General features: G+C 35.8%; 13 protein-coding genes. 10 read left to right on the top strand and 3 right to left on the bottom strand.

Going from position 1 to position 20,553, the window contains the following annotated elements; translation table 11 throughout:
• Nucleotides 1–148 precede the first annotated feature (148 nt).
• Together GGR22_RS06355 and GGR22_RS06350 are read left to right on the top strand one after the other, a co-directional pair.
• Nucleotides 149–2,911 carry a GH92 family glycosyl hydrolase gene (locus GGR22_RS06355; protein WP_182492979.1) on the top strand — a complete coding sequence of 921 codons (2,763 nt, stop codon included), beginning with the start codon at nucleotides 149–151 and terminating at the stop codon, nucleotides 2,909–2,911.
• 52 nt (nucleotides 2,912–2,963) lie between these two features.
• Nucleotides 2,964–3,728 carry an amidohydrolase gene (locus tag GGR22_RS06350; protein ID WP_182492978.1) on the top strand — a complete coding sequence of 255 codons (765 nt, stop codon included), beginning with the start codon at nucleotides 2,964–2,966 and terminating at the stop codon, nucleotides 3,726–3,728.
• A gap of 2 nt (nucleotides 3,729–3,730) precedes the next feature.
• Here GGR22_RS06350 and GGR22_RS06345 read toward each other — a convergent pair whose 3' ends face one another.
• Nucleotides 3,731–5,329 carry an Ig-like domain-containing protein gene (locus tag GGR22_RS06345; protein WP_182492977.1) on the bottom strand — a complete coding sequence of 533 codons (1,599 nt, stop codon included), beginning with the start codon at nucleotides 5,327–5,329 and terminating at the stop codon, nucleotides 3,731–3,733.
• A 90-nt stretch (nucleotides 5,330–5,419) separates the two neighbouring features.
• Nucleotides 5,420–6,100: a ComF family protein gene (locus tag GGR22_RS06340; RefSeq protein WP_182492976.1), complete on the bottom strand. Its 681-nt coding sequence runs from the start codon at nucleotides 6,098–6,100 to the stop codon at nucleotides 5,420–5,422.
• Between the two features lie 303 nt (nucleotides 6,101–6,403).
• Here GGR22_RS06340 and GGR22_RS06335 point away from each other — a divergent pair, with 303 nt between their 5' ends.
• The 6 genes from GGR22_RS06335 (at nucleotide 6,404) to GGR22_RS06310 (ending at nucleotide 13,557) form a co-directional block, all read left to right on the top strand.
• Entirely contained in the window at nucleotides 6,404–7,279 is an 876-nt protein-coding gene (locus GGR22_RS06335; RefSeq protein WP_182492975.1) for a hypothetical protein, read from the top strand.
• 63 nt (nucleotides 7,280–7,342) lie between these two features.
• On the top strand, nucleotides 7,343–8,884 hold the full coding sequence (locus tag GGR22_RS06330) for a glycine--tRNA ligase (RefSeq protein ID WP_182492974.1): 1,542 nt from the start codon (nucleotides 7,343–7,345) through the stop codon (nucleotides 8,882–8,884).
• 426 nt (nucleotides 8,885–9,310) lie between these two features.
• Nucleotides 9,311–10,120 carry a LytR/AlgR family response regulator transcription factor gene (locus tag GGR22_RS06325; protein ID WP_121375503.1) on the top strand — a complete coding sequence of 270 codons (810 nt, stop codon included), beginning with the start codon at nucleotides 9,311–9,313 and terminating at the stop codon, nucleotides 10,118–10,120.
• 304 nt (nucleotides 10,121–10,424) lie between these two features.
• Complete coding sequence (locus GGR22_RS06320; RefSeq protein WP_182492973.1) at nucleotides 10,425–10,646, top strand: hypothetical protein; 222 nt, start codon at nucleotides 10,425–10,427, stop codon at nucleotides 10,644–10,646.
• Between the two features lie 198 nt (nucleotides 10,647–10,844).
• Nucleotides 10,845–12,884 carry an ATP-binding protein gene (locus tag GGR22_RS06315; RefSeq protein WP_246336917.1) on the top strand — a complete coding sequence of 680 codons (2,040 nt, stop codon included), beginning with the start codon at nucleotides 10,845–10,847 and terminating at the stop codon, nucleotides 12,882–12,884.
• 4 nt (nucleotides 12,885–12,888) lie between these two features.
• Entirely contained in the window at nucleotides 12,889–13,557 is a 669-nt protein-coding gene (locus GGR22_RS06310) for a response regulator (protein WP_121375501.1), read from the top strand.
• A 1,137-nt stretch (nucleotides 13,558–14,694) separates the two neighbouring features.
• Here GGR22_RS06310 and thiL read toward each other — a convergent pair.
• Nucleotides 14,695–15,741 (bottom strand): thiamine-phosphate kinase, encoded by a 1,047-nt coding sequence (thiL, locus tag GGR22_RS06305; protein ID WP_182492972.1) that lies wholly within the window; start codon nucleotides 15,739–15,741, stop codon nucleotides 14,695–14,697.
• A gap of 165 nt (nucleotides 15,742–15,906) precedes the next feature.
• Here thiL and GGR22_RS06300 point away from each other — a divergent pair, with 165 nt between their 5' ends.
• Complete coding sequence (locus GGR22_RS06300; RefSeq protein WP_182492971.1) at nucleotides 15,907–16,782, top strand: ABC transporter ATP-binding protein; 876 nt, start codon at nucleotides 15,907–15,909, stop codon at nucleotides 16,780–16,782.
• Nucleotide 16,783: 1 nt separating this feature from the next.
• Nucleotides 16,784–20,434 carry an ABC transporter permease/M1 family aminopeptidase gene (locus GGR22_RS06295; protein ID WP_182492970.1) on the top strand — a complete coding sequence of 1,217 codons (3,651 nt, stop codon included), beginning with the start codon at nucleotides 16,784–16,786 and terminating at the stop codon, nucleotides 20,432–20,434.
• The last annotated feature ends 119 nt before the right edge of the window (nucleotides 20,435–20,553 follow it).

Below are 20,553 nucleotides of genomic sequence, written 5' to 3'. Positions count from 1 at the left end.
GAAAATGCATCTGTTAGTATTCAGATGCATTTTTATTTTGTGGAAATTCGTCTTTCAATCACTTGTACATTTTTTGTATAAACCGCTATAAATCTCGGTGCCATATCCCCCAAAATATTTCCTATATTTGGAAACCAAAACCAATAAAATGAAATATTTCTCCCTGCTATTTTTTATTTCGACTTTCACTTTTGCGCAAAATTACCAGCAATACGTTAACCCGATGATTGGAACGGGCGGTCACGGACACACTTTTCCTGGCGCAACAGTCCCATTCGGAATGGTACAACTTTCTCCCGACACAAGAATTGACGGAAGCTGGGACGGATGTTCAGGTTATCATTTTGACGACTCCATAATCTACGGATTTTCACACACGCACTTAAACGGAACGGGAGTCTCTGATTTTGGCGATATTATGCTGATGCCAACAATGGGCGTGCCAAGTCTTGACAATAAAAACTATCCCTCAAAATTCTCCCATAAAAATGAAAAAGTTTCTGCTGGATTTTATTCGGTGAAATTGGACAAGCATAATATTGATGTACGATTGACGACTTCAACTCGTGTTGGTTTTCACGAATACACATTCAATAATTCTGGACAAGCTAATATTATTTTAGATTTAAATCATCGCGATCATTTGTTATATGGCGATGTGAAAGTTATAGATAATAAAACAGTTGAAATCTGTCGAAGAAGCGAAGCTTGGGCCCTTAATCAATATGTTTTTGCCCGAATTGAATTTAATTTTCCGATGAAAGTTAGTAAATCGAAAGGAGATTCGAAACTTGAATTATTTTATCGAGGTTCTGAAGTTGCCGTTAGTTTTTCAAGACAAGTTAAAAAGGGAGAGAAAATCTTAGTAAAGGTATCGCTTTCGCCAACATCCTATGAAGGAGCAAAACTCAATATGTCAGAAATAAACCATTGGGATTTTAACAAAACGAAAGCCGATGCAGAGCAACTTTGGAACAAAGAGTTATCTAAAATCGAAGTCACATCTTCGGATAAAAATAAAAAAACAATATTTTACACCGCTTTGTATCACACGATGATGCAACCGAACATTGCACAAGACATAGACGGAAAATACAGAGGCAGAGACAATCAAATTCATACAGCCGAAGGGTTTGACTACTATTCCGTTTTCTCGCTTTGGGACACGTTTAGAGCCGCGCATCCGCTTTATACTTTGATCGATAAAAAACGCACGTCAGACTTTATCAATACCTTTTTAAAGCAATATGAGCAGGGCGGAAGATTGCCGGTTTGGGAACTGGCTTCCAATGAAACCGATTGTATGATCGGCTATCATTCCGTTTCTGTAATAGCAGATGCTATGGCAAAAGGAATCAAAGGCTTTGACTATGAAAAAGCATTTGAAGCCGCAAAACATTCTGCAATGCTGGATCATTTAGGATTGGATGCTTACAAAAAGAATGGTTTCATCAGTATCGATGACGAACACGAAAGTGTTTCCAAAACTGTGGAATATGCCTATGACGATTGGTGTATTGCGCAAATGGCAAAAATGTTGAACAAAAAAGCAGACTATGACTATTTTATGAAACGTTCCCAAAACTGGAAAAATATTTTTGATTGGGAAACAGGTTTCATGCGCCCAAAGAAAAATGGCGGCTGGGATAAGCCATTCGATCCAAGAGAAGTCAATAATAATTTTACCGAAGGCAATTCGTGGCAGTATTCTTTTTTCGTGCTTCAAGACATTCCGGGCATGATTGAGGCGTATGGAGGTAACGAAAAATTTGAAGCCAAACTCGATGAAATGTTCAATAGCGAAAGCAAAACTACGGGGCGTGAACAAGTCGATGTCACTGGACTAATCGGACAATATGCGCATGGAAATGAGCCGAGCCATCATATGACATACCTATATAATTATATTGGAAAGCCAGAAAAGACCCAGCAAAAAGTAGATTATATTTTGAATGAATTCTATAAAAACACGCCCGAAGGTTTGATCGGCAATGAAGACTGCGGACAGATGAGCGCTTGGTACGTTTTAAGCTCGATGGGGATCTATGCCGTAACCCCAGGAAATGCCGAATGGATTAAAATTAAGCCGCATTACGAAAAAATAAAAATCAATTTCGAAAATAAGGAATCGCTTACCATTACTAAAAGTGCACTAAAGGGCTATCTGAAAGAAGTGCTGGCAAAAGCAGAAAAAGATAATTTCACTAAAATTACGCCAGTTCCAGTGATTGAAGCACAAGGCAAATCGTTTAAAGAAAAAATGAGTGTCCGTTTTGCTTCTCCAGACAAGACTGCCAACTATTTTTACAAGGTAAACAATGGCAATTTTAAAGCTTTTACAAAAGAATTGATTTTGACCGAAACATCAGACCTACAATTTTACTCAGACAATGGGCAAGGAAGCGTAAGCGATACGATTTCAGCTACGTTCATCAAAAAGCCCAACAATTATACTGTCCAGATAAAATCAAAATACAATCCGCAATACCATGCTGGCGGTGACGAAGGCCTGATTGATGGTGTTTTTGGAAATGAAAATTGGCGCAAAGGCGATTGGCAAGGCTATCAAGGACAAGATTTCGAAGCTGTTGTAGATTTGACCAAGATGCAAAACGTAACGTCATTTTCTGCTCGATTCTTGCAAGATTCCAGAGCTTGGATTTTGATGCCGACAAAAGTAGAATTCTATACTTCAGAAGATAACCTGAATTTCAAATTAGCTAAAACAATTGACAATACGCTGGACGCTAAAAACACAGAAGTTCAAATCATCGAATTCAAGACAGTAATTCCGGCGACCAAAGCTAGATTCATAAAAATCAAAGGCTACAATTACGGCAAGCTTCCAGAATGGCACCAAGGTTTTGGCGGTGAAGCTTTTATTTTTATAGATGAAATAACAATCAAATAAATTATAACCCTTTCAGAGTTTTAAATTCTGAAAGGGTTTTTTAAACTGACAAATGAAAATAGCCTTAATCCAAGCTCCCTTGATTTGGGAAAGCCCGCAAGCCAACCGTGAGTATTTCGAAGAAAGAGTTAATTCAATCGAGCAAGAAATAGATCTGATAATTCTTCCAGAAATGTTCACGACAGGATTTACCATGAATCCAAAAAATGTGGCAGAAACAATGGAAGGCGAAACGATTTTGAAGCTAAAAGATCTCGCAAAAAATAAGAACACAGCCATTACCGGAAGCCTTATTATTATTGAAAACGAAAAGTATTACAACAGATTGATTTTTGTTTTTCCATCAGGAAAAATTGAATATTATGACAAGCGACATCTTTTTTCATTAGCAGGAGAAGAAAAAATTTATACTTCGGGAAAAGAAAAACAAATCGTAGAATATAAAGGCTGGAAAATCTGTCCTATGATCTGTTACGATCTGCGTTTTCCTGTTTTTTCCAGAAATACAGAAGACTATGATTTGCTTCTGTATGTTGCCAATTGGCCAAAACCACGTACAAATGCTTGGGATATTTTGTTAAAAGCACGTTCGGTAGAAAATATGTGCTACACGCTTGGTGTCAACAGGATTGGTTTTGATGAAAGCGGACATGAGTATATAGGGCATTCGCAAGCCATAGATTTTTTAGGCAATACCATTATAAATGCAGAAGAATCTGAAGGTGTTTTCATTGCCGATTTAGATAAAAACGCAATGCTGGAAGCCAGACATAGGTTCGGTTTCCTTAACGATAGAGATGCTTTCGAAATTGTATAGCGTCAATCGCCGAGATTTACCGTTTGGTCTACATCCCAATTGGCTCTGACATCAATAGCAGTAGGATAATAAATTACTTCTTCGGGCTGTCGTTTTTCTAGATAGCTTCCGGTATCCCAAATCTTGTTTTTATTCTCGTCATAAATTACGCGTAGCGTAAAAAGATTAGGCTGCAGTCCCATAAAATCAATGATATCCTTGCCGTCGGAATATTCAGAAGCAATAAGTTCCCCTTTGGAATTGGTAATTTCTACAATAACAGGATAGTGTCTGACATTCTGTAATCGTATTCGAAGATTCCCATATTCGGAAATATTTTGAGTCTTGAGCTTGTAATCCAAAGTGTCATTTGCTTGTTCCAAATAGTCTGTAAAAGCGCCAGGAAATGCCGTAATGGAATAGCTTTCCAAAGGCTCTTTTTCAAAATCGATTTTTACTTCCTGATTAAATTCGTCATATTCTGTCGTAAAAGGAACTGCTATCGAATCCTTATTAATCAGTTTTATTTTAGAATTGTCAATTTTGCTCAAAGGAAGGGTTGAATTGACAGTAAATCGGTCGCGGAAATGCAACGTGCCGCTTTGTAACGCTTGGAAATTCAGCGTGTCCTTTTTCTGATTCTTGATTTTTACGGTAAATTCTTTGCTAAAACTCTCCTTGTCTATTTTTAGGCTCAAAGAATCCGTTTTTATCGGATTGAACCATACTTGGAGAGAATCTTTTTTGGGCATTTGCGTAACTTTTATCGGGAGCTCCTGACTTCCATTTTTTAGCGTAAGCGTGACGTTTTTTGAATCTCCTTCATACGGAACTACAATTCTGTTGTTTGAAGCCTGATACGGCTTTAATCCTTTAAATGGCACAAGCTCATTAAACAACTCCATTTCGTAAATAGTGTTATTAGGAAGAGTAACAAACTCTTTATGGAAAGCGATCTTGTCCTTGTTCGGATTGAACTTAAAGTTATTGTTGTAGTCTTTCATCGCAATCAGCAGGTATTTTCCTTCCTTTAGGTTTTCTAGCTTGAAAGTCTTGAGGCTGTCCAAAGTATTCGTGATGTATCTCGGATTTTCTTTGTAGATGATAGAATCGGTAAACGTTTCATTTACTTCATATAACATCACCGAAACAAAATTTTCGACATCTTTTGTATATGCATCTTTGATAAAGCCTTGCAACGAAAGCGAATCGATATAGCTTCCCGTAGAAAACACATATTTGAATTGCTGGTACGGATTGTTTTCATTGTTGTCTTGGATACTGCTTCCGAAGTTAAAGCTGTAGGTTGTATTTGGCTGTAAGGTATCCTTGATTTTGATTGTAATAAATTTGCTGGCATTCGTAGGCGAAACGATAGGCGGATATTTCATCGGCGGCGAAATAATCAGCTGTTTGTTTACATCCTTGATTTTTACATATTCGTCAAAAGTAATCTTGATTTCCTTTACGTTGAAATTCGTACTGAAATTTTTTGGCGTACTATAACGAAGTACAGGAGGAAGAGTGTCTTTTAAGCCCCCGGTAATATTGCCTCTTTTTGCGCAACCCACCACCGATAGAGCTAAAATGATATATAAAAATGCAAACCGAATTCTAAACATCAGGAAATAATTTATGTACAAAATAACAATTATATTTAGAGGTAACGAAATCTTTGCGAAAATATATTTCAGCAGCTAAGGTTTTCATTGCTAATACGTATAGGCCATAGCTACAATGCTAATTTTTGCTCCTGGAATTTTTAGCAACGCTTTGGCACACGCTTCAATCGTAGTGCCACTGGTGATGACGTCGTCGATCAATAAAAAATGCTTGTTGTAGTGTGCCTCTGTGAAGGTTACGTCGAATAAATCTTTCTTGATTTCTGTCCGTCCGAAAAAACTTTTCTTAGTCTGTGTTTTGGTATGGAAATTCCGATGCAAGATAGTGCCGTCATATTCAATAGCCAAGATGGATGCTAATGCCCTGCCGAACTCTTCTACTTGATTGTAGCCTCGTTCCTTGAGCCGTTTCTTATGCAAAGGCACAGGGATTATAACATCAAAATTTTTTGCAATTTCTAAAGTTTTTAAATCTTCAGCGTACCATTGTCCCAGCATCTTGCCGATTTCCTGATGGCTTCGGTATTTTAGATTATGAATTAGCTCTTGCACGATTCCTCTTTTATGGAAATAAATCATGGCCGCACCAAATTCAATAGGAATCCTGCCGTAAAACTTTTTGATTATTTCATTTTCGGTCTCAAGATGATGATTGGTCAAGGGCAATTCATGTCGGCAAGAAGTACAAATTACATTTTCATTCGACTGAATAAACGAACCGCAGCCTAAGCATAATTGCGGGAAGAAGAGGTTGAATAGGCTTTTAAACATTTTTAATTGGTTTGTATAGAGTAGCTTAAAAGTATAAAATTTTTAAATAAATAAGACGTATAGTTTCAGTTTTTCGGATGATTATAAAGTCTAATTTACATTCTGTAAAGTTGTTTGATTAATTGCTTTGTGTTTTAAGTATTTGATATGGTGTTGTTTAAGAATTTTTTAAGAAATATAAAGAAGTGATTTAGGATGCAATAGTGTTAAAGACTGTTAGTTAAGCCCTTTTATTAACTGTTAGTCGATTATTTTTTGAAAGCATACGCTGTTGGTTTAATTTCACGAAAATTTTTAGAAACCATGCCTTTCAAGCCTGCTTTGTCTTTTGTAACTATAACCGCCACAATATCCATCCTGACGGTAGCTATCCTTGCCGTAAAATTATGTGACATGAAGACAGAAAAAGAGAGCTTATCGCATAATATGGCTATTGATAAAAAAGCACATAATAATGAGATTAGTGAAATTTTAGTGCGTTATGACGCAGTACTGCAGCAAAACGAGCGATTGGAAGCAGAAATTGAAAAACTAAAAAATCAAACCTTGCAAATTGATGATTCCGTCAAAAGCAGCTACCAATCTTCGCTGAATATCCTTAAAAGCAACATTTCCACGCTGACCAAAGAAACTGACACCAAAAGCACACAACTAGAGACATTGAATTCGATCTTGAAGCTAAAACAGCAAGATTTTGAAAACAACAAAAGAGAAATCGAAAAGCTCAATGCCAAGATAAACCAGTTAGAATTGGAAATTACGGCAAGTCCTGACTCAAAAGCAGAAAAAAGAAAGCTCAAGGCTTCCAATGTAAGCGCAGTAGGAATAAGGATGGTTTCTGAAAAAATTCTGGAAACCAAAAAAACCAAAAACACAGAACAGATTAAAGTCTGTTTTACGCTTGGAGAAAATACTGCAATCGAAAAAGGCGCAAAAGAAATATTTATCCAGATCATTAATCCGAAAGCCAATATCGTAAGCAAAAATAAAGCCTCTGTCGAAATCAAGAACAAGACACTTTTTTATAGCGCAAAAACAAGTGTCAACTACGAAAAAGATGATGTCGATGTTTGTGTTTTTATTGAAGCAGGCAAGCAGCATCTTATAAAAGGAAATTACAATATCAATATATTTTCTGGCGCAAATCTTATAGGAAATACGAATCTTCTCCTCCTTTAAACTTTCTAGTTTAAAAAATTAACAATTCCCGCAATTTTCATTCTCTTTTTATATTTTTGCACTATGGCAAAACAAGACGATTTATTTAAAAATGTAGTTTCGCATGCAAAAGAATACGGATATATTTTTCCGTCAAGCGAAATTTACGATGGTTTAAGCGCAGTGTATGACTACGCACAAAACGGTGTTGAACTAAAAAAGAATATCCGCGAATATTGGTGGAAAGCAATGGTGCAAATGCACGAAAACATTGTAGGAATTGATGCTGCAATTTTAATGCATCCAACTACATGGAAAGCTTCGGGCCACGTAGATGCCTTCAACGACCCGTTGATTGATAACAAAGATTCAAAGAAAAGATACCGTGCCGATGTTTTAATTGAGGATTATGCCGAAAAATTAAACCAAAAAGCACAAAAAGAAATCGAAAAAGCAAAAGCCCGTTATGGTGATGCTTTTAACGAACAAGAATTTATTGCTACAAACGCAAGAGTTGTAGAATATAAAGCAAAGCAAAGAGAAATCCTTGAAAGAATGGCGCGTTCTCTTGAAACTGAAAACCTAGAGGACGTGAAAGCCCTGATTGAAGAGCTTGAAATTGCTGATCCAGAAACAGGTTCCAGAAACTGGACCGACGTAAAGCAGTTCAACTTGATGTTTGGAACGAAATTGGGAGCTTCTGCAGAAAGCGCGATGGATTTATACCTTCGCCCGGAAACTGCACAAGGAATTTTTGTAAACTTTCAAAATGTTCAAAAAACAGGAAGGATGAAAATACCTTTCGGAATCGCTCAGACTGGAAAAGCATTCAGAAATGAGATTGTAGCCAGACAGTTTATATTCAGGATGAGAGAATTCGAGCAGATGGAAATGCAATTTTTCGTGAAGCCAGGTGAAGAAATGAAATGGTACGAATATTGGAAAACGACACGTCTAAATTGGCATCTATCTCTTGGCTTAGGACAAGAAAATTATCGTTTCCATGACCATGAAAAATTAGCGCATTATGCCAATGCGGCGGCGGATATCGAATTTAATTTCCCTTTTGGATTTAAAGAGCTAGAAGGAATCCATTCCAGAACCGATTTTGACTTAAAAGCGCACGAACAACATTCAGGCAGAAAGTTGCAGTATTTTGATACGGAAACCAACCAGAACTATGTTCCTTATGTAGTGGAAACCTCTGTTGGGTTAGACAGGATGTTTTTGGCAGTTTTCTCGAACTCGCTAAAAGAAGAAACTCTCGAAGACGGATCGACCCGAACTGTTTTGAGATTGCCGTCTGTTTTGGCACCGACAAAAGCGGCTGTTTTGCCGTTGGTTAAAAAAGACGGACTTCCAGAATTGGCACAAGAAATTATAGAAGACCTGAAGTGGGATTTCAATGTTGCCTATGACGAGAAAGACGCTGTGGGAAGACGCTATAGAAGGCAAGATGCACTTGGAACGCCATTCTGTATTACAGTAGACCATCAGACTTTAGAAGATAACACGGTAACTATCCGTCATAGAGATTCTATGAAACAAGACAGGGTGAAAATTTCTGAACTAAAAGATATCATCAATAGAGAAGTCTCGATGAAGACTTGGCTTATGAAAATGTAAAAACTCACTATTTTAAAAATAAAAGAGGCTGACCTTTATTGGAAAGCCTTTTTATTTTCCTAAATTTTTATTTTACATAATAAATCGATTTCGCTGTGCAGGCGGCTAAAAAGACGTACTTTATCGGATTTTTTAAGCCGTTAAAGTATTATATCAACAATAATTAAGAATGTATTAACAACAACTCTATTTTTGCACCAAATAGATTAAATTAGTTGATGATTTTATGTTATAAAATAATGAAAATGATTCTTTTAAATTAAAATCCAGTTGATAAAGAACCGTTTTTAAGTTAATATAGTCCCCAAAACTACTATTCCCATCCGGTTTAAATTTATTTTACTGACTTAATCACGATGCTCTGACAAAATAAGCAACCATTTAATGGATTGCTTTTCCAAAAACAAATTTTGTTACCAGCAATTGATGAGTTATTCGTACGTTATCATTAACGATAATCAAGAGAATGTTTTGAGCATCCAAGGTATGGCCGATGGATTCCAAAGCCTTCACTTTGCTGCATCTGCGAATAATTATGACGATGGCTTGAATGCCATTTTGGAATATCAGCCCCAATTGGTTTTTTTAGAAATCGATCCAAAAGATAAAGCAAGCAAGCTTTCGCTTTCGCTGATTAATGAATTATACCGTTATCTCAAGACAATTCCCAAAATTGTCGTTACTGCCAAAAATGGCAATCTAGCCTTGGAAGCAATAAAGCACGAGGTTTTTGATTATCTGGTAGCCCCATTCGAATTGAATGATTTCCGAAAGACGGTATTGAAATTTGAAAAGAGCATTTCTTTACCAGTTTCGAATGTTCCGACTGAAACAATACAAAAGCCGCTTGTCATAGATAATGACCAGTCCTTAAAAGCGGAACCAGAACAACTGACCATCTGCATAAAATCTTACGGAGACTACCGATTTATTGACGCAAAAGATATTCTTTATTTCCAGGCAGATAATAATTCTACCGACATCCATCTAAACAATGGCGAAATGATTACGGCATTCAAGACGCTAAAACATTTTGAAAATGTCCTGCCATCGCAATTTTATAGAATACACAACAGCTATATTGTAAATATAAATTACGTTTCCAGAATCCACACCGGAAACACGGTCTGCTATATTAAAAATACTACTACAAAGCTTCCGTTCTCTAAATCCTACAAAGCAAATGTCGATCAAATTATTGCGGTCATCTCCAGCTCAAATTATCTGGAAATCTAAAAGAGCGGCAAACTAATTTTTTCTTTATTCTCCTTTTTTATTTCGTAATCCCGCTATTTATAAGGTTTTAGGGCTTTTTTTAAGGCTATTTATTGCTTGAAAAACAGCAAACTCTTGAAAATGGGTCATTCACTCTCAAATTGGTATCATCTACTCACAAACGGCCTCATTCTACAATAGAGGCTAGCAATTACTACAATAACTGTCAGATGCTCAGTAGTTTTACACCGTGAAAGTCAAACATCACACCCTAATTTCAAGAACAAATCTTACACATATTCATTAAACCACAAATGAAAACATTATGAAAAAAGCGATTTTAACATTCGGATTATTCTCTTTTACTTTTTTATTATCAGGACAAGGTAATACTGATACAGGAAATCAAGGAGCAGGAGGAAATAAAAAATTAGATGGTATAACTGCAGTGAACAAAGAGCTGTCGGCTAATGCGAAATTGAACTTAACTCTTTCAATTGATACAGGAAATCAAGGAGCAGGAGGAAATAAAAAATTAGATTACTAAACTACTAGTAGTTCTTTAAAATAAAAAAAACCAACACAAAGTGTTGGTTTTTTTTATTTCTAAACTGCAAAAACTATTATAAGTTTTTGCTTTTGAACATTAAAATGATTTATAAAAAGAAACAATCATGTAATTTATTCAATTGTGATATTTTTATGTCAATAGTTTTATTATTTTTGGGAACAAACTTTCCGACTATTGAAAAAAAATACCTACTTGTTTTTCATGCTTGGTCTCTTGCTTTTTGGATGCTCAAAGACGAAAGATAATTTTTCCGAAAAAAGCGTTTCAGATACTCTTGATTCTTATTTACGTTTAGCAAATGAAGACACATTGCCTTATGAGAGTAGGTTTGACTACAATAAAAAAGCATTTGCAATTATAATTAACCAAGATAACGATTCTATTAGCCGGAAAAATTTATTTAAGGTTGCGAATCGATATTTCAATATGAATAATATTGAAGAGTATCAAAAAATTTCAAAAATCATAATAGAAAAATCCAAACAAGGTAATGATACGCTGAGTATAGCTAAAGCATATAGTTATCTTGGAGATTATTTTGGATTCAAATCTATTTCAGATAGTGCGTTTTTATATTATTCTAAAGCTGAAAAATTATATAATAAAATAGGGAGTAACCCTAATATTGCTAAGATACAGCTTAATAAGGCTATTTTACAGTATAACGAAAATGAATTTTTAGGTAGTGAAATTTCTGTATTTCAAGCCATAAAATCCTTAAAAGGAGAAAATAATGATGAATTGCTGTATGAAGCCAATAACCTTTTAGGTATTCTTTATAATGAGTTAAATGAATTTGATAAATCGATAGAATATCATAATAAGGCACTAGAGATATTAAAATCAAATGCCGTACCAGCAGAATACCAATCCAAGGCCACTTCTTTAAATAACTTAGGAGTCGTATATCAAAAACTGCAAAACGACAAAAAAGCCATTGTTTATTTTGAAAGTGCTTTAAAAGAAAAGAATCTATTTCAAGAAAAACCTTTTATATATGCTATGTTATTGGACAATATTGCATATTCAAAATTTAGGTTGAATGAGTTTGATGAACTCCCCGGGATGTTTTATAAAGCGTTGAAAATTAGAGATAGTCTGGATGTTACCTCCGGAATTATAATTAACAAAATACATCTTTCCGAATATTATGCTGAAAAGAATGATACTGTAAACTCTAGAAAATATGCAAGAGAAGCATTAAAGCTGTCAAAATCATCTAATAGGCAACGTGATGTGCTAAGCTCATTAAAGCAGCTTTCAAATGTAGAGCCATTAAAGAGCTCCCTGTATTCTAAAGAATATATTAGAATAAACGATAGCCTTCAGCAAACTGAAAGAAAAGTCAAGGATAAATTTACGAGAATTGAATTCGAAACGGATGAAATTATCCAGCAAAATGATAAGCTAGCCGAACAAAACAGAAACATACTTTTCTTTTTCGGATTGGTTGTCATGATCGGAGTTCTTCTTTTTGTAATTAAAAATCAGCGGTCAAAAACTAAGGAGCTGATGCTCAAGCAAGCGCAGCAAAAAGCCAATGAAGATATCTATAATCTGATGTTGTTCCAGCAGAATAGGATAGAAGAAGGACGAGCTAATGAAAAGATAAGGATCGCTCAAGAACTTCACGATGGAATTTTAGGAAGGTTGTTTGGTGCTCGCCTAAATTTGGACAGCTTGAATAAAAGGCAAGATGCTGAAGCAATTGTCAGCAGAAACAATTATCTGGTAGAACTTAAAAATATAGAGCAAGACATCCGAGAAATATCACACGACCTGAATCGTGAAAAACATGCGCTTAATAATAATTTTATCGGCATCGTCAACAATCTTATCGAACAGCAAGAAACGGTTTCTCAAGCCAAAGTTTCTTTTGTTGTCGATATGGAAATCGAGTGGGAAAAAATAGAAAACTATGTTAAGATCAACTTGTATAGGATCCTTCAAGAAGCCTTGTTGAATATAAATAAGTATTCCCAAGCAGAAAATGTTAAGATTGAAATAGTAAAGCATGAAAAGACCCTGAGATTAATAGTGTCTGATGATGGTGTCGGATTTTCAGTAAGCAAAAAGAGCAAAGGCATTGGCTTACAGAATATGCTTTCAAGAGCGAATGCCTGTGAAGGTACTTTTGATGTGAAATCAAAACTAGGAAAAGGAACTATTATTAACGTCACATTCCCAATGGAAACCAATCAAAAAATAACATAACCCTATGGCAAAAAAACTAAATATTCTGATTGTCGATGATCACCCCTTTATTATCGAGGCCTATAAAAATACGATTGCAGGATTTCATCCGTCTGAGTTTGAGTTTAATATAACCCAAGCAAACGACTGCAAGTCTGCGTATGAAATCTTGACAAGCCCGACGATGATTCCGTATGATGTTGCTTTTTTTGATATCAGCATGCCACCTTATCAAGAAAAAAATATCCTATCAGGGGAAGATCTGGCCAAATTGATGAAAACGGTATTGCCGACTTGCCGCGTCATACTGCTCACGATGCATACAGAATCGCTAAAAATAAACAATATCATTAAGACTATAAATCCCAACGGGCTTATTATCAAAAATGATCTGACTTTTGACGAATTACTGACGGCATTCGATAAAATATTAAAAAACGAAAACTATTACAGTCAAACGGTTGTCAAGTTCGTAAGCCAGCAATCCAGCGATAGCAATCTTATTGATGAATACGATCGCCAGATACTCTACCACCTGTCAAGAGGTGTAAAGACAAAAAACATTCCTTTGCATACGCCACTATCGTTAAGCGCCGTTGAAAAAAGAAAGCTAAATCTTAAAGACCTGTTCAAAATCAAAGGAGGGAATGATGAAGACTTGATCAATGAGGCGAGAATCAGAGGCTTTATTTAAAATTATCTCTTTGACTTTAAAATAATTATACGGTTTAACCGTAAAACAAATGCGGGAAAACCGCAAACAATCTGCTTCAATTAGCAGTAATTTAGCAATGTAATTTTGAGTTAGAATAAATTAGGCCGAACCTCCTAGTTTGATTCCTTAAGAAAAAAAGCTGTCTTTTAGATGATAAAAGGCAGCTTTTCTGTTTTATTATATTAAGAGGTTTTTTTAAAACTGTTGTACGGAAATGTTTACGGGAAAACCGTAAAACAAATGCGGGAAAACCGCAAACAACTTTATTTCGTAATTGTTAGTTTTACAATGTAATCAAAACAAAAGATTTTTTTAAAAAAGTTAAAAGCCTAAGAACGGACCAAGCAGCAGAATAATACATAATACCACCCTTTTGTCAGCCCCCAAAATTGACTTAACCTACAAATTTTATCAGCTAGCTTGCAATTTCCAAAAAAAAATAAAAATGCGGTAACTCCCCAAAGTGCCGCTTTTTTTATGCCTTTTGAAGTTACGGCTAAACCGTAAAACAAAAACTGGAAAACCGTAAAATATATGCGGGAAAACCGCAAACATGATAAACGCCTGTTCGATAATTTAGCGTTCAATACAAAGTGAGAATTCGATGAAGATTAAAACCGTAATCATTATAGCCACATTTACAGTTTTGTTATGCTGTAAAAATGAGACAAATATTAAAAATAGTTCTATGCGTACAGCAAAGACCCATGAAGCCAAAGATTCTTCAGAACAGAAGAAAGTAGCCATCATAAAAAACAATGAATATTTCTTATTGAACGATAAGAAAATGGATCAATGATTTGATTGTTAGAATGATAAGTTTGAAATAAAGAGCTTTTACGGGAAAACCGTAAAACAAATGCGGGAAAACCGTAAACAACTTATGAGTTCCTGATGTAGTTTTACAGTGTAATAAAGTATAAGTTTTTTCATTAAAGAGATTAAAAGTAAAACCCAAGAACGTAATAAGCAGGAAAGACCAGTAATACCACCCTTTTGTCAGCCCCCAAAATTGACTTAACCTACAAATTTACTGCTTATCCAATTGGAAAAATAAAAAAAGCGATGATCCCCAACCATCGCTTTTTTTTATTTTATAACGTTCTATTCCAAATCTTAATTATCTAAAGCATTCCAGCCTCTAGCTTTTAAAGGTATTTTGGTGTTTGCTCTGGTTATCAGATGAATGCCTTCGCTTTCTTCAACCATGTGTCCGATAACAGTAAAATTTGGATTTCCTTTAATTTTATCAAAATCATTCATAGAAATGGTAAAGAGCAGTTCGTAATCTTCTCCGCCATTGATAGCAACTGTCGTGCTGTCGATGTTGAATTCTTCGCAAACACTGATTAACTGCGGATCTAAAGGCAGTTTTTCTTCGTATAAATTGCATCCAATTCCAGATTGCTTGCACAGATGAATGATTTCTGAAGATAATCCATCCGAAATGTCAATCATCGAAGTCGGTTTTATTTCTAAGGCATGTAGCAGCGTTCGGATGTCTTTTCTGGCTTCCGGCTTTAACTGCCTTTCGATAATATAGGTATACGCATCTAAATCAGGCTGGTTGTTTGGATTCACTTGAAATACTTGCTTTTCTCTTTCCAAAACCTGCAATCCCATATAAGCCGCTCCAAGATCGCCCGTAACGACAAGAAGATCGTTTGATTTAGCTCCATTTCTGTAGGTAAGCTCGGCCTCGTCGGCTTCACCAATAGCAGTAATGCTGATGATTAATCCTTTTTGAGAAGAAGTCGTATCACCGCCGATGACGTCTACATTGTATTCTTTTGCGGCCAAAGTTATCCCGTCAAATAATTCTTCAAGAGCTTCTAGCGGAAAACGATTCGAAACAGCGACTGAAACCGTAATCTGTGTAGGCTTTGCATTCATGGCATAAATATCAGACACATTCACAACGACGGATTTGTATCCTAAATGTTTCAAGGGCATATAAGCCAAATCAAAATGCACGCCTTCAATAAGCAAGTCGGTTGAAATAACAGCCTTTTTATCTTTAAAATCTAAAACAGCAGCATCGTCTCCAATTCCTTTTAGGGTAGACGATTGATTGATTTCGAAATTTTTTGTCAGGTGTTTAATAAGTCCGAATTCTCCTAAATCGGATAAACTTGTGCGTTGCGGATTTTTATCTTCAATCATTATAATATATCTATGAATTTAAATGCAAAGGTACAAAGTTTGGTTGTGAGAGTGCATTTTAAAATTTATACGAAGGTTCTTCTTTTTAAAAAGAAGTTTCAAAAGAGTAACAAAATCATTCTTTCCCCGTCTAACTGATATAATCAACCAAAATACTTACAAATTATGAAGCTTAAAATTAACAACTTAAGTAAGACGTATAAAAACGGCGTTAAGGCTTTAGATAACTTAAATCTAGAAATTGGTTCTGGAATGTTTGGCCTTTTAGGACCGAATGGAGCAGGAAAATCATCATTGATGAGAACTATAGCCACTTTGCAGAAACCAGATTCTGGAACGATTGAATTTGAAGGAATCAATGTTCTGGAAGATAACATCGCTTTAAGGAAAATTTTAGGCTATCTGCCTCAAGAATTTGGCGTTTATCCAAATATGTCGGCAGAGAAATTGTTGGATTATTTTGCAAGATTGAAAGGCATTTCTTCAAAAACAGAAAGAAAAGAATTGGTAAAAAAAGTGTTGGAAGTAACCAATCTTTATGACCAGAGAAGCAAATACGTAAGCGGCTATTCAGGTGGTATGAAACAGCGTTTCGGAATTGCACAATTGCTTTTGAATAACCCTAAATTAATCATCGTTGATGAACCTACAGCTGGATTGGATCCTGCCGAACGTCACCGTTTCTTGAATGTATTGAGAGAAATCGGAACCAACCATACCGTTATTTTTTCTACTCACATTGTTGACGACGTAAAAGAATTATGCCACGAAATGGCCATCCTAAACGGTGGAAAAATCTTGGCTCAAGGCACTCCAGAACAAGCCGAAGAAAACCTAAAAGGTCAAATCTGGACGAAAATAATTACACGTGAAGAATTAGAAAGTTACGAGCGTGATTTTAATGTAATTTCTTCAAAATATAACCAAGACAATACCTTGAATATTAAAGTCTATAGCGCAGAAAAACCTAACGAGACTTTCGTAGCGGCAACGCCGCAGTTAGAAGATGTATATTTTGTAGCACTTAAATCAGACCAATAATATGTTTTCTACGATATTTAATTTTGAATTAAAACGATGGTTCAGAAACCCTTCGTTTTATATATTCGTAATACTGTTTTTTGGAATGTCTTTCCTTTTTGCAGCTGCGAGTTTTGGTGTTTTTGATAGTGTGACCGCGGCCAGAAGCTCTAATGCTTATGCCAATTCGCCTACAGCTTTGAACGGTTTTATCAATAGGATGAATATTCTTATTTATTTCTTGTTGCCCATAATTGTAGGTTCTTCTGTATATAGAGACTTTAGGTTCAATATGCACACGATATTGTTCTCTTATCCTTTTACGAAACTAGATTACATCGCAGGAAAATTTTTAAGTTCCTTGTTTGTTGTTATTCTAATCACATTGACCATTATTTTAGGAATTGTTGCTGCATCATTCCTGCCGTGGGCGAATCAAGATTTGCTATTGCCTTTCAATACGGTGGCTTATGCTCAAATTTATCTGATTTATGTTATTCCGAACTTGCTTTTTATCGGAGTTATTATTTTTGCTTTAGTCACGATTACTCGAAATATTTCTATAGGATTTATTGGAATCATCCTAATTTTATTATTGCAGGTAGTGCTTTCTAGTTTTACACAAAACATCGATAATAGATATGTCGTAGCTTTATGGGAACCTTTTGGAATGGAAGCTGCGTCCTATTATACGAAGTATTGGACCATTTCAGAACAGAATGACAACCTATTGCCGTTTGAAGGCGTAATCATTTACAACAGATTGATCTGGATGGGCATTTCAGTTCTTATTTTAGGATTGCTCTACTATTATTTCTCATTCAGCCAAACCGCTCTGACTATCGGCAAGAGCAAAAAGAATGAAAGAGTTATAAAAAATAATTTTGGTGGAATAACCAAAATCGAATTGCCGGTTGTGAAATTTGATTATTCGAATTGGCAGAATTTAAAGACAGCCTGGAGCTTGTCTAGTGTTGATTTTAGATTTATACTGAAAAACTGGGCATTCATTGTTATTTCGATTGTTGGCCTTCTCTTTTTATTGCTGGTATCAATTTCTACAGGTAACATTTTTGGAACAGAGACTTATCCTGTTACTTGGCAGATGTTAGAGATTTCAGGTGGTTCTTTCACGCTTTTTATCAACGTACTCACATTTTTGTTTGCAGGTATATTAATTCACAGAGCTGATACAACTAGGATGAGCCATCTGATTGATGTCACGCCGATTCCGAATTGGGTTTTGCTGTTCTCGAAATTCATAGCGGTCGTAAAAATGCAGATTTCACTTTTGTTGCTAATATTGGTAGCAGGAGTGCTGATTCAGTCATATCACGGCTATTATAATTTTGAAATCGGACATTATCTCTTCGAATTATACGGTATAAAAATCTTTAATTTTATGGCTTGGGCCTTATTGGCCGTATTCGTACAGACGATCTTCAAGAACTATCTTTTAGGGTTCTTTGTCCTGATGCTTCTTTCTATAGGATTGCAGTTTTTACCGCTATTAGGTGTTGAGCAGGATATCTTCCAATTTAATTCAGATACAGGCTATGCCTATTCAGACATGAACGGCTACGGACATCAATTAAAAGGATACTATCTCTATAAATTCTATTGGATTTTGCTCGGAATTGTCTTGTTCTGCACAGCATTGCTGTTTTGGAGAAGAGGAATCCCAATGTCGACAAAAGAAAAATTTGCGAACGCAAGAAAACGTTTTTCTCCAAGATTGGCAATTCCGATGATTGTAGCATTAGTAGGTTTCTTGGCCATAGGAAGCGCTATTTATTATGAAAATAATATTACGAATCCATATTATTCCCAAAAAGAAAGCGAAAAGCAAGCTGTCGAGTGGGAAAAGAAATATAAGAAATACCAGCATTATGCACAGCCAAGAATCACAGACATCAATGTCGCGATGGATATTTATCCAAAAAGTAGGGATTTCAAGGCAAAAGGCTATTATTTCCTAAAGAATAAATCAAAAGAAAGCATCGATTCTATATTCCTGAATTATAACGGATACGAAAGCAAATTCAAGTTCAATAAGGAAGCACAGTTAGTTTCAAAGGATACGCTTTATCATTTTAACATCTATAGGCTGAAATCTCCTCTAGCGCCAGGTGATTCTATAAAACTGGATTTTGAAGTGTATAACAAGCCTAATACCTTTATAACAGACCACTCTCCCGTTTTGGAAAATGGTACATTTATCAATAATATGTACTTCCCATCTATTGGATATTCTGAAGATGCAGAGCTTGTGGATGATGAAACAAGAGCAAAATATGGCTTGAAGCCTAAAGACAGAATGGCTAAGGCTACAGATAGTATCGCTAGGCAGAATACCTATATCTCGAACGACGCTGACTGGGTAAATTTTGAGACAACAGTCAGCACTTCTGACGACCAGATTGCTATTGCGCCAGGGTATCTTGAAAAACAATGGAAAGAGAACGGCAGAAATTATTTCCATTACAAGATGGACCAAAAAATGCTAAATTTTTATGCCTATCAATCAGCAAGATATGAAGTGAAAAAGGACAAATGGAAAGACGTAAATATTGAAATCTATTATCAGAAAGGACACGAATACAATATCGACCGAATGATAAAAGGAATCAAAAAATCGTTAGAATATTACACCGAAAATTTCGGGCCATACCAGCACAAGCAGGCAAGGATTATTGAATTCCCAAGAACCGGAGGCGGTTTTGCCCAATCTTTTGCCAATACGATTCCTTATTCCGAAGCCGTTGGTTTCATAGCCCATGTTGATGATGAAAACGAAAATGCAGTCGATTATCCATTTTCTATAACTTCGCATGAAATGGCGCACCAATGGTGGGCGCATCAAGTTATCGGAGCGAATGTGCAAGGTGCAACGCTGATGTCCGAAAGTTTATCAGAATACAGCTCGCTAAAAGTGCTAGAGCATGAGTACGGAAAATCACAGATGCGCATGTTCCTAAAAGAGGCGTTGGATAGTTATTTACAAGGAAGAACCTTTGAAAACAAAAAGGAACAACCTCTGATGTTTAACGAAAACCAGCAGTACATTCATTACAACAAAGGATCTTTGGTTTTATACACCCTTAGCGATTATATCGGGGAGAAGAACATGAACAATGCCTTGAAAAAATACATCCAGAAAGTAGCCTATCAAGAAGCTCCTTACACGAATTCTATCGAGTTTGTATCGTATTTGAACGAGGCGACTCCGGATTCTCTGAAATACATGATTAAGGACATGTTTGAGACCATCACGCTTTATGATAACCGTGTCAAAGGCTTCTCTTCTAAAAAATTGCCGAACGGCAAATACGAAGTGACGATTGATGCGCAGGTAAGCAAATATCGTTCTGACGAAAAAGGAAAAAGATCCTTTAAAGACGAAAACGGCAAAACGCTTACCTATAAAGCAAAAGGAGAGAAATATGCAGTAGAATCCTATCCGCTTAATGATTATGTTGAGGTCGGAATATTTGGCGAGAAAACCGTAAAAGGCAAGATCAAAGAAAAAGAACTTTATCTCAAAAAGCATAAGATTACCAAAATAGATAATAAGTTCGTTATCGTTGTTGACGAAAAGCCTGTTGAGGTTGGAATCGATCCTTACAATAAACTCATCGATACTGATTCAAACGATAATAGGAGGAAGCTTTAAAAAGTAATTTCTTCAGTAATAATAAGGCCTGCAGCTCATTTGACTGCGGGCTTTTTTATGCAAATTAAAATTTTTTAAAATTTGAAAATACTGCTGACAAACTGTTGTCACAAGCCCTG

This window comes from Flavobacterium gossypii (assembly GCF_014138495.1).
Classification (GTDB): domain Bacteria; phylum Bacteroidota; class Bacteroidia; order Flavobacteriales; family Flavobacteriaceae; genus Flavobacterium; species Flavobacterium endophyticum.
Note: the sequence above shows the minus strand (reverse complement) of the source record. Positions and strands in the feature narration are given on the sequence as shown.

Bases quoted from the DNA above. Each gene is read 5' to 3' on its own strand.
- GGR22_RS06310 (WP_121375501.1), top strand. From the start codon at position 12,889: ATGGCAAAAAAACTAAATATTCTGATTGTCGATGATCACCCCTTTATT.
- GGR22_RS06335 (WP_182492975.1), top strand. From the start codon at position 6,404: ATGCCTTTCAAGCCTGCTTTGTCTTTTGTAACTATAACCGCCACAATA.
- GGR22_RS06345 (WP_182492977.1), bottom strand. From the start codon at position 5,329: ATGTTTAGAATTCGGTTTGCATTTTTATATATCATTTTAGCTCTATCG.
- GGR22_RS06355 (WP_182492979.1), top strand. From the start codon at position 149: ATGAAATATTTCTCCCTGCTATTTTTTATTTCGACTTTCACTTTTGCG.
- GGR22_RS06325 (WP_121375503.1), top strand. From the start codon at position 9,311: ATGAGTTATTCGTACGTTATCATTAACGATAATCAAGAGAATGTTTTG.
- GGR22_RS06320 (WP_182492973.1), top strand. From the start codon at position 10,425: ATGAAAAAAGCGATTTTAACATTCGGATTATTCTCTTTTACTTTTTTA.
- GGR22_RS06330 (WP_182492974.1), top strand. From the start codon at position 7,343: ATGGCAAAACAAGACGATTTATTTAAAAATGTAGTTTCGCATGCAAAA.
- GGR22_RS06295 (WP_182492970.1), top strand. From the start codon at position 16,784: ATGTTTTCTACGATATTTAATTTTGAATTAAAACGATGGTTCAGAAAC.
- GGR22_RS06350 (WP_182492978.1), top strand. From the start codon at position 2,964: ATGAAAATAGCCTTAATCCAAGCTCCCTTGATTTGGGAAAGCCCGCAA.
- GGR22_RS06340 (WP_182492976.1), bottom strand. From the start codon at position 6,100: ATGTTTAAAAGCCTATTCAACCTCTTCTTCCCGCAATTATGCTTAGGC.
- thiL (WP_182492972.1), bottom strand. From the start codon at position 15,741: ATGATTGAAGATAAAAATCCGCAACGCACAAGTTTATCCGATTTAGGA.
- GGR22_RS06300 (WP_182492971.1), top strand. From the start codon at position 15,907: ATGAAGCTTAAAATTAACAACTTAAGTAAGACGTATAAAAACGGCGTT.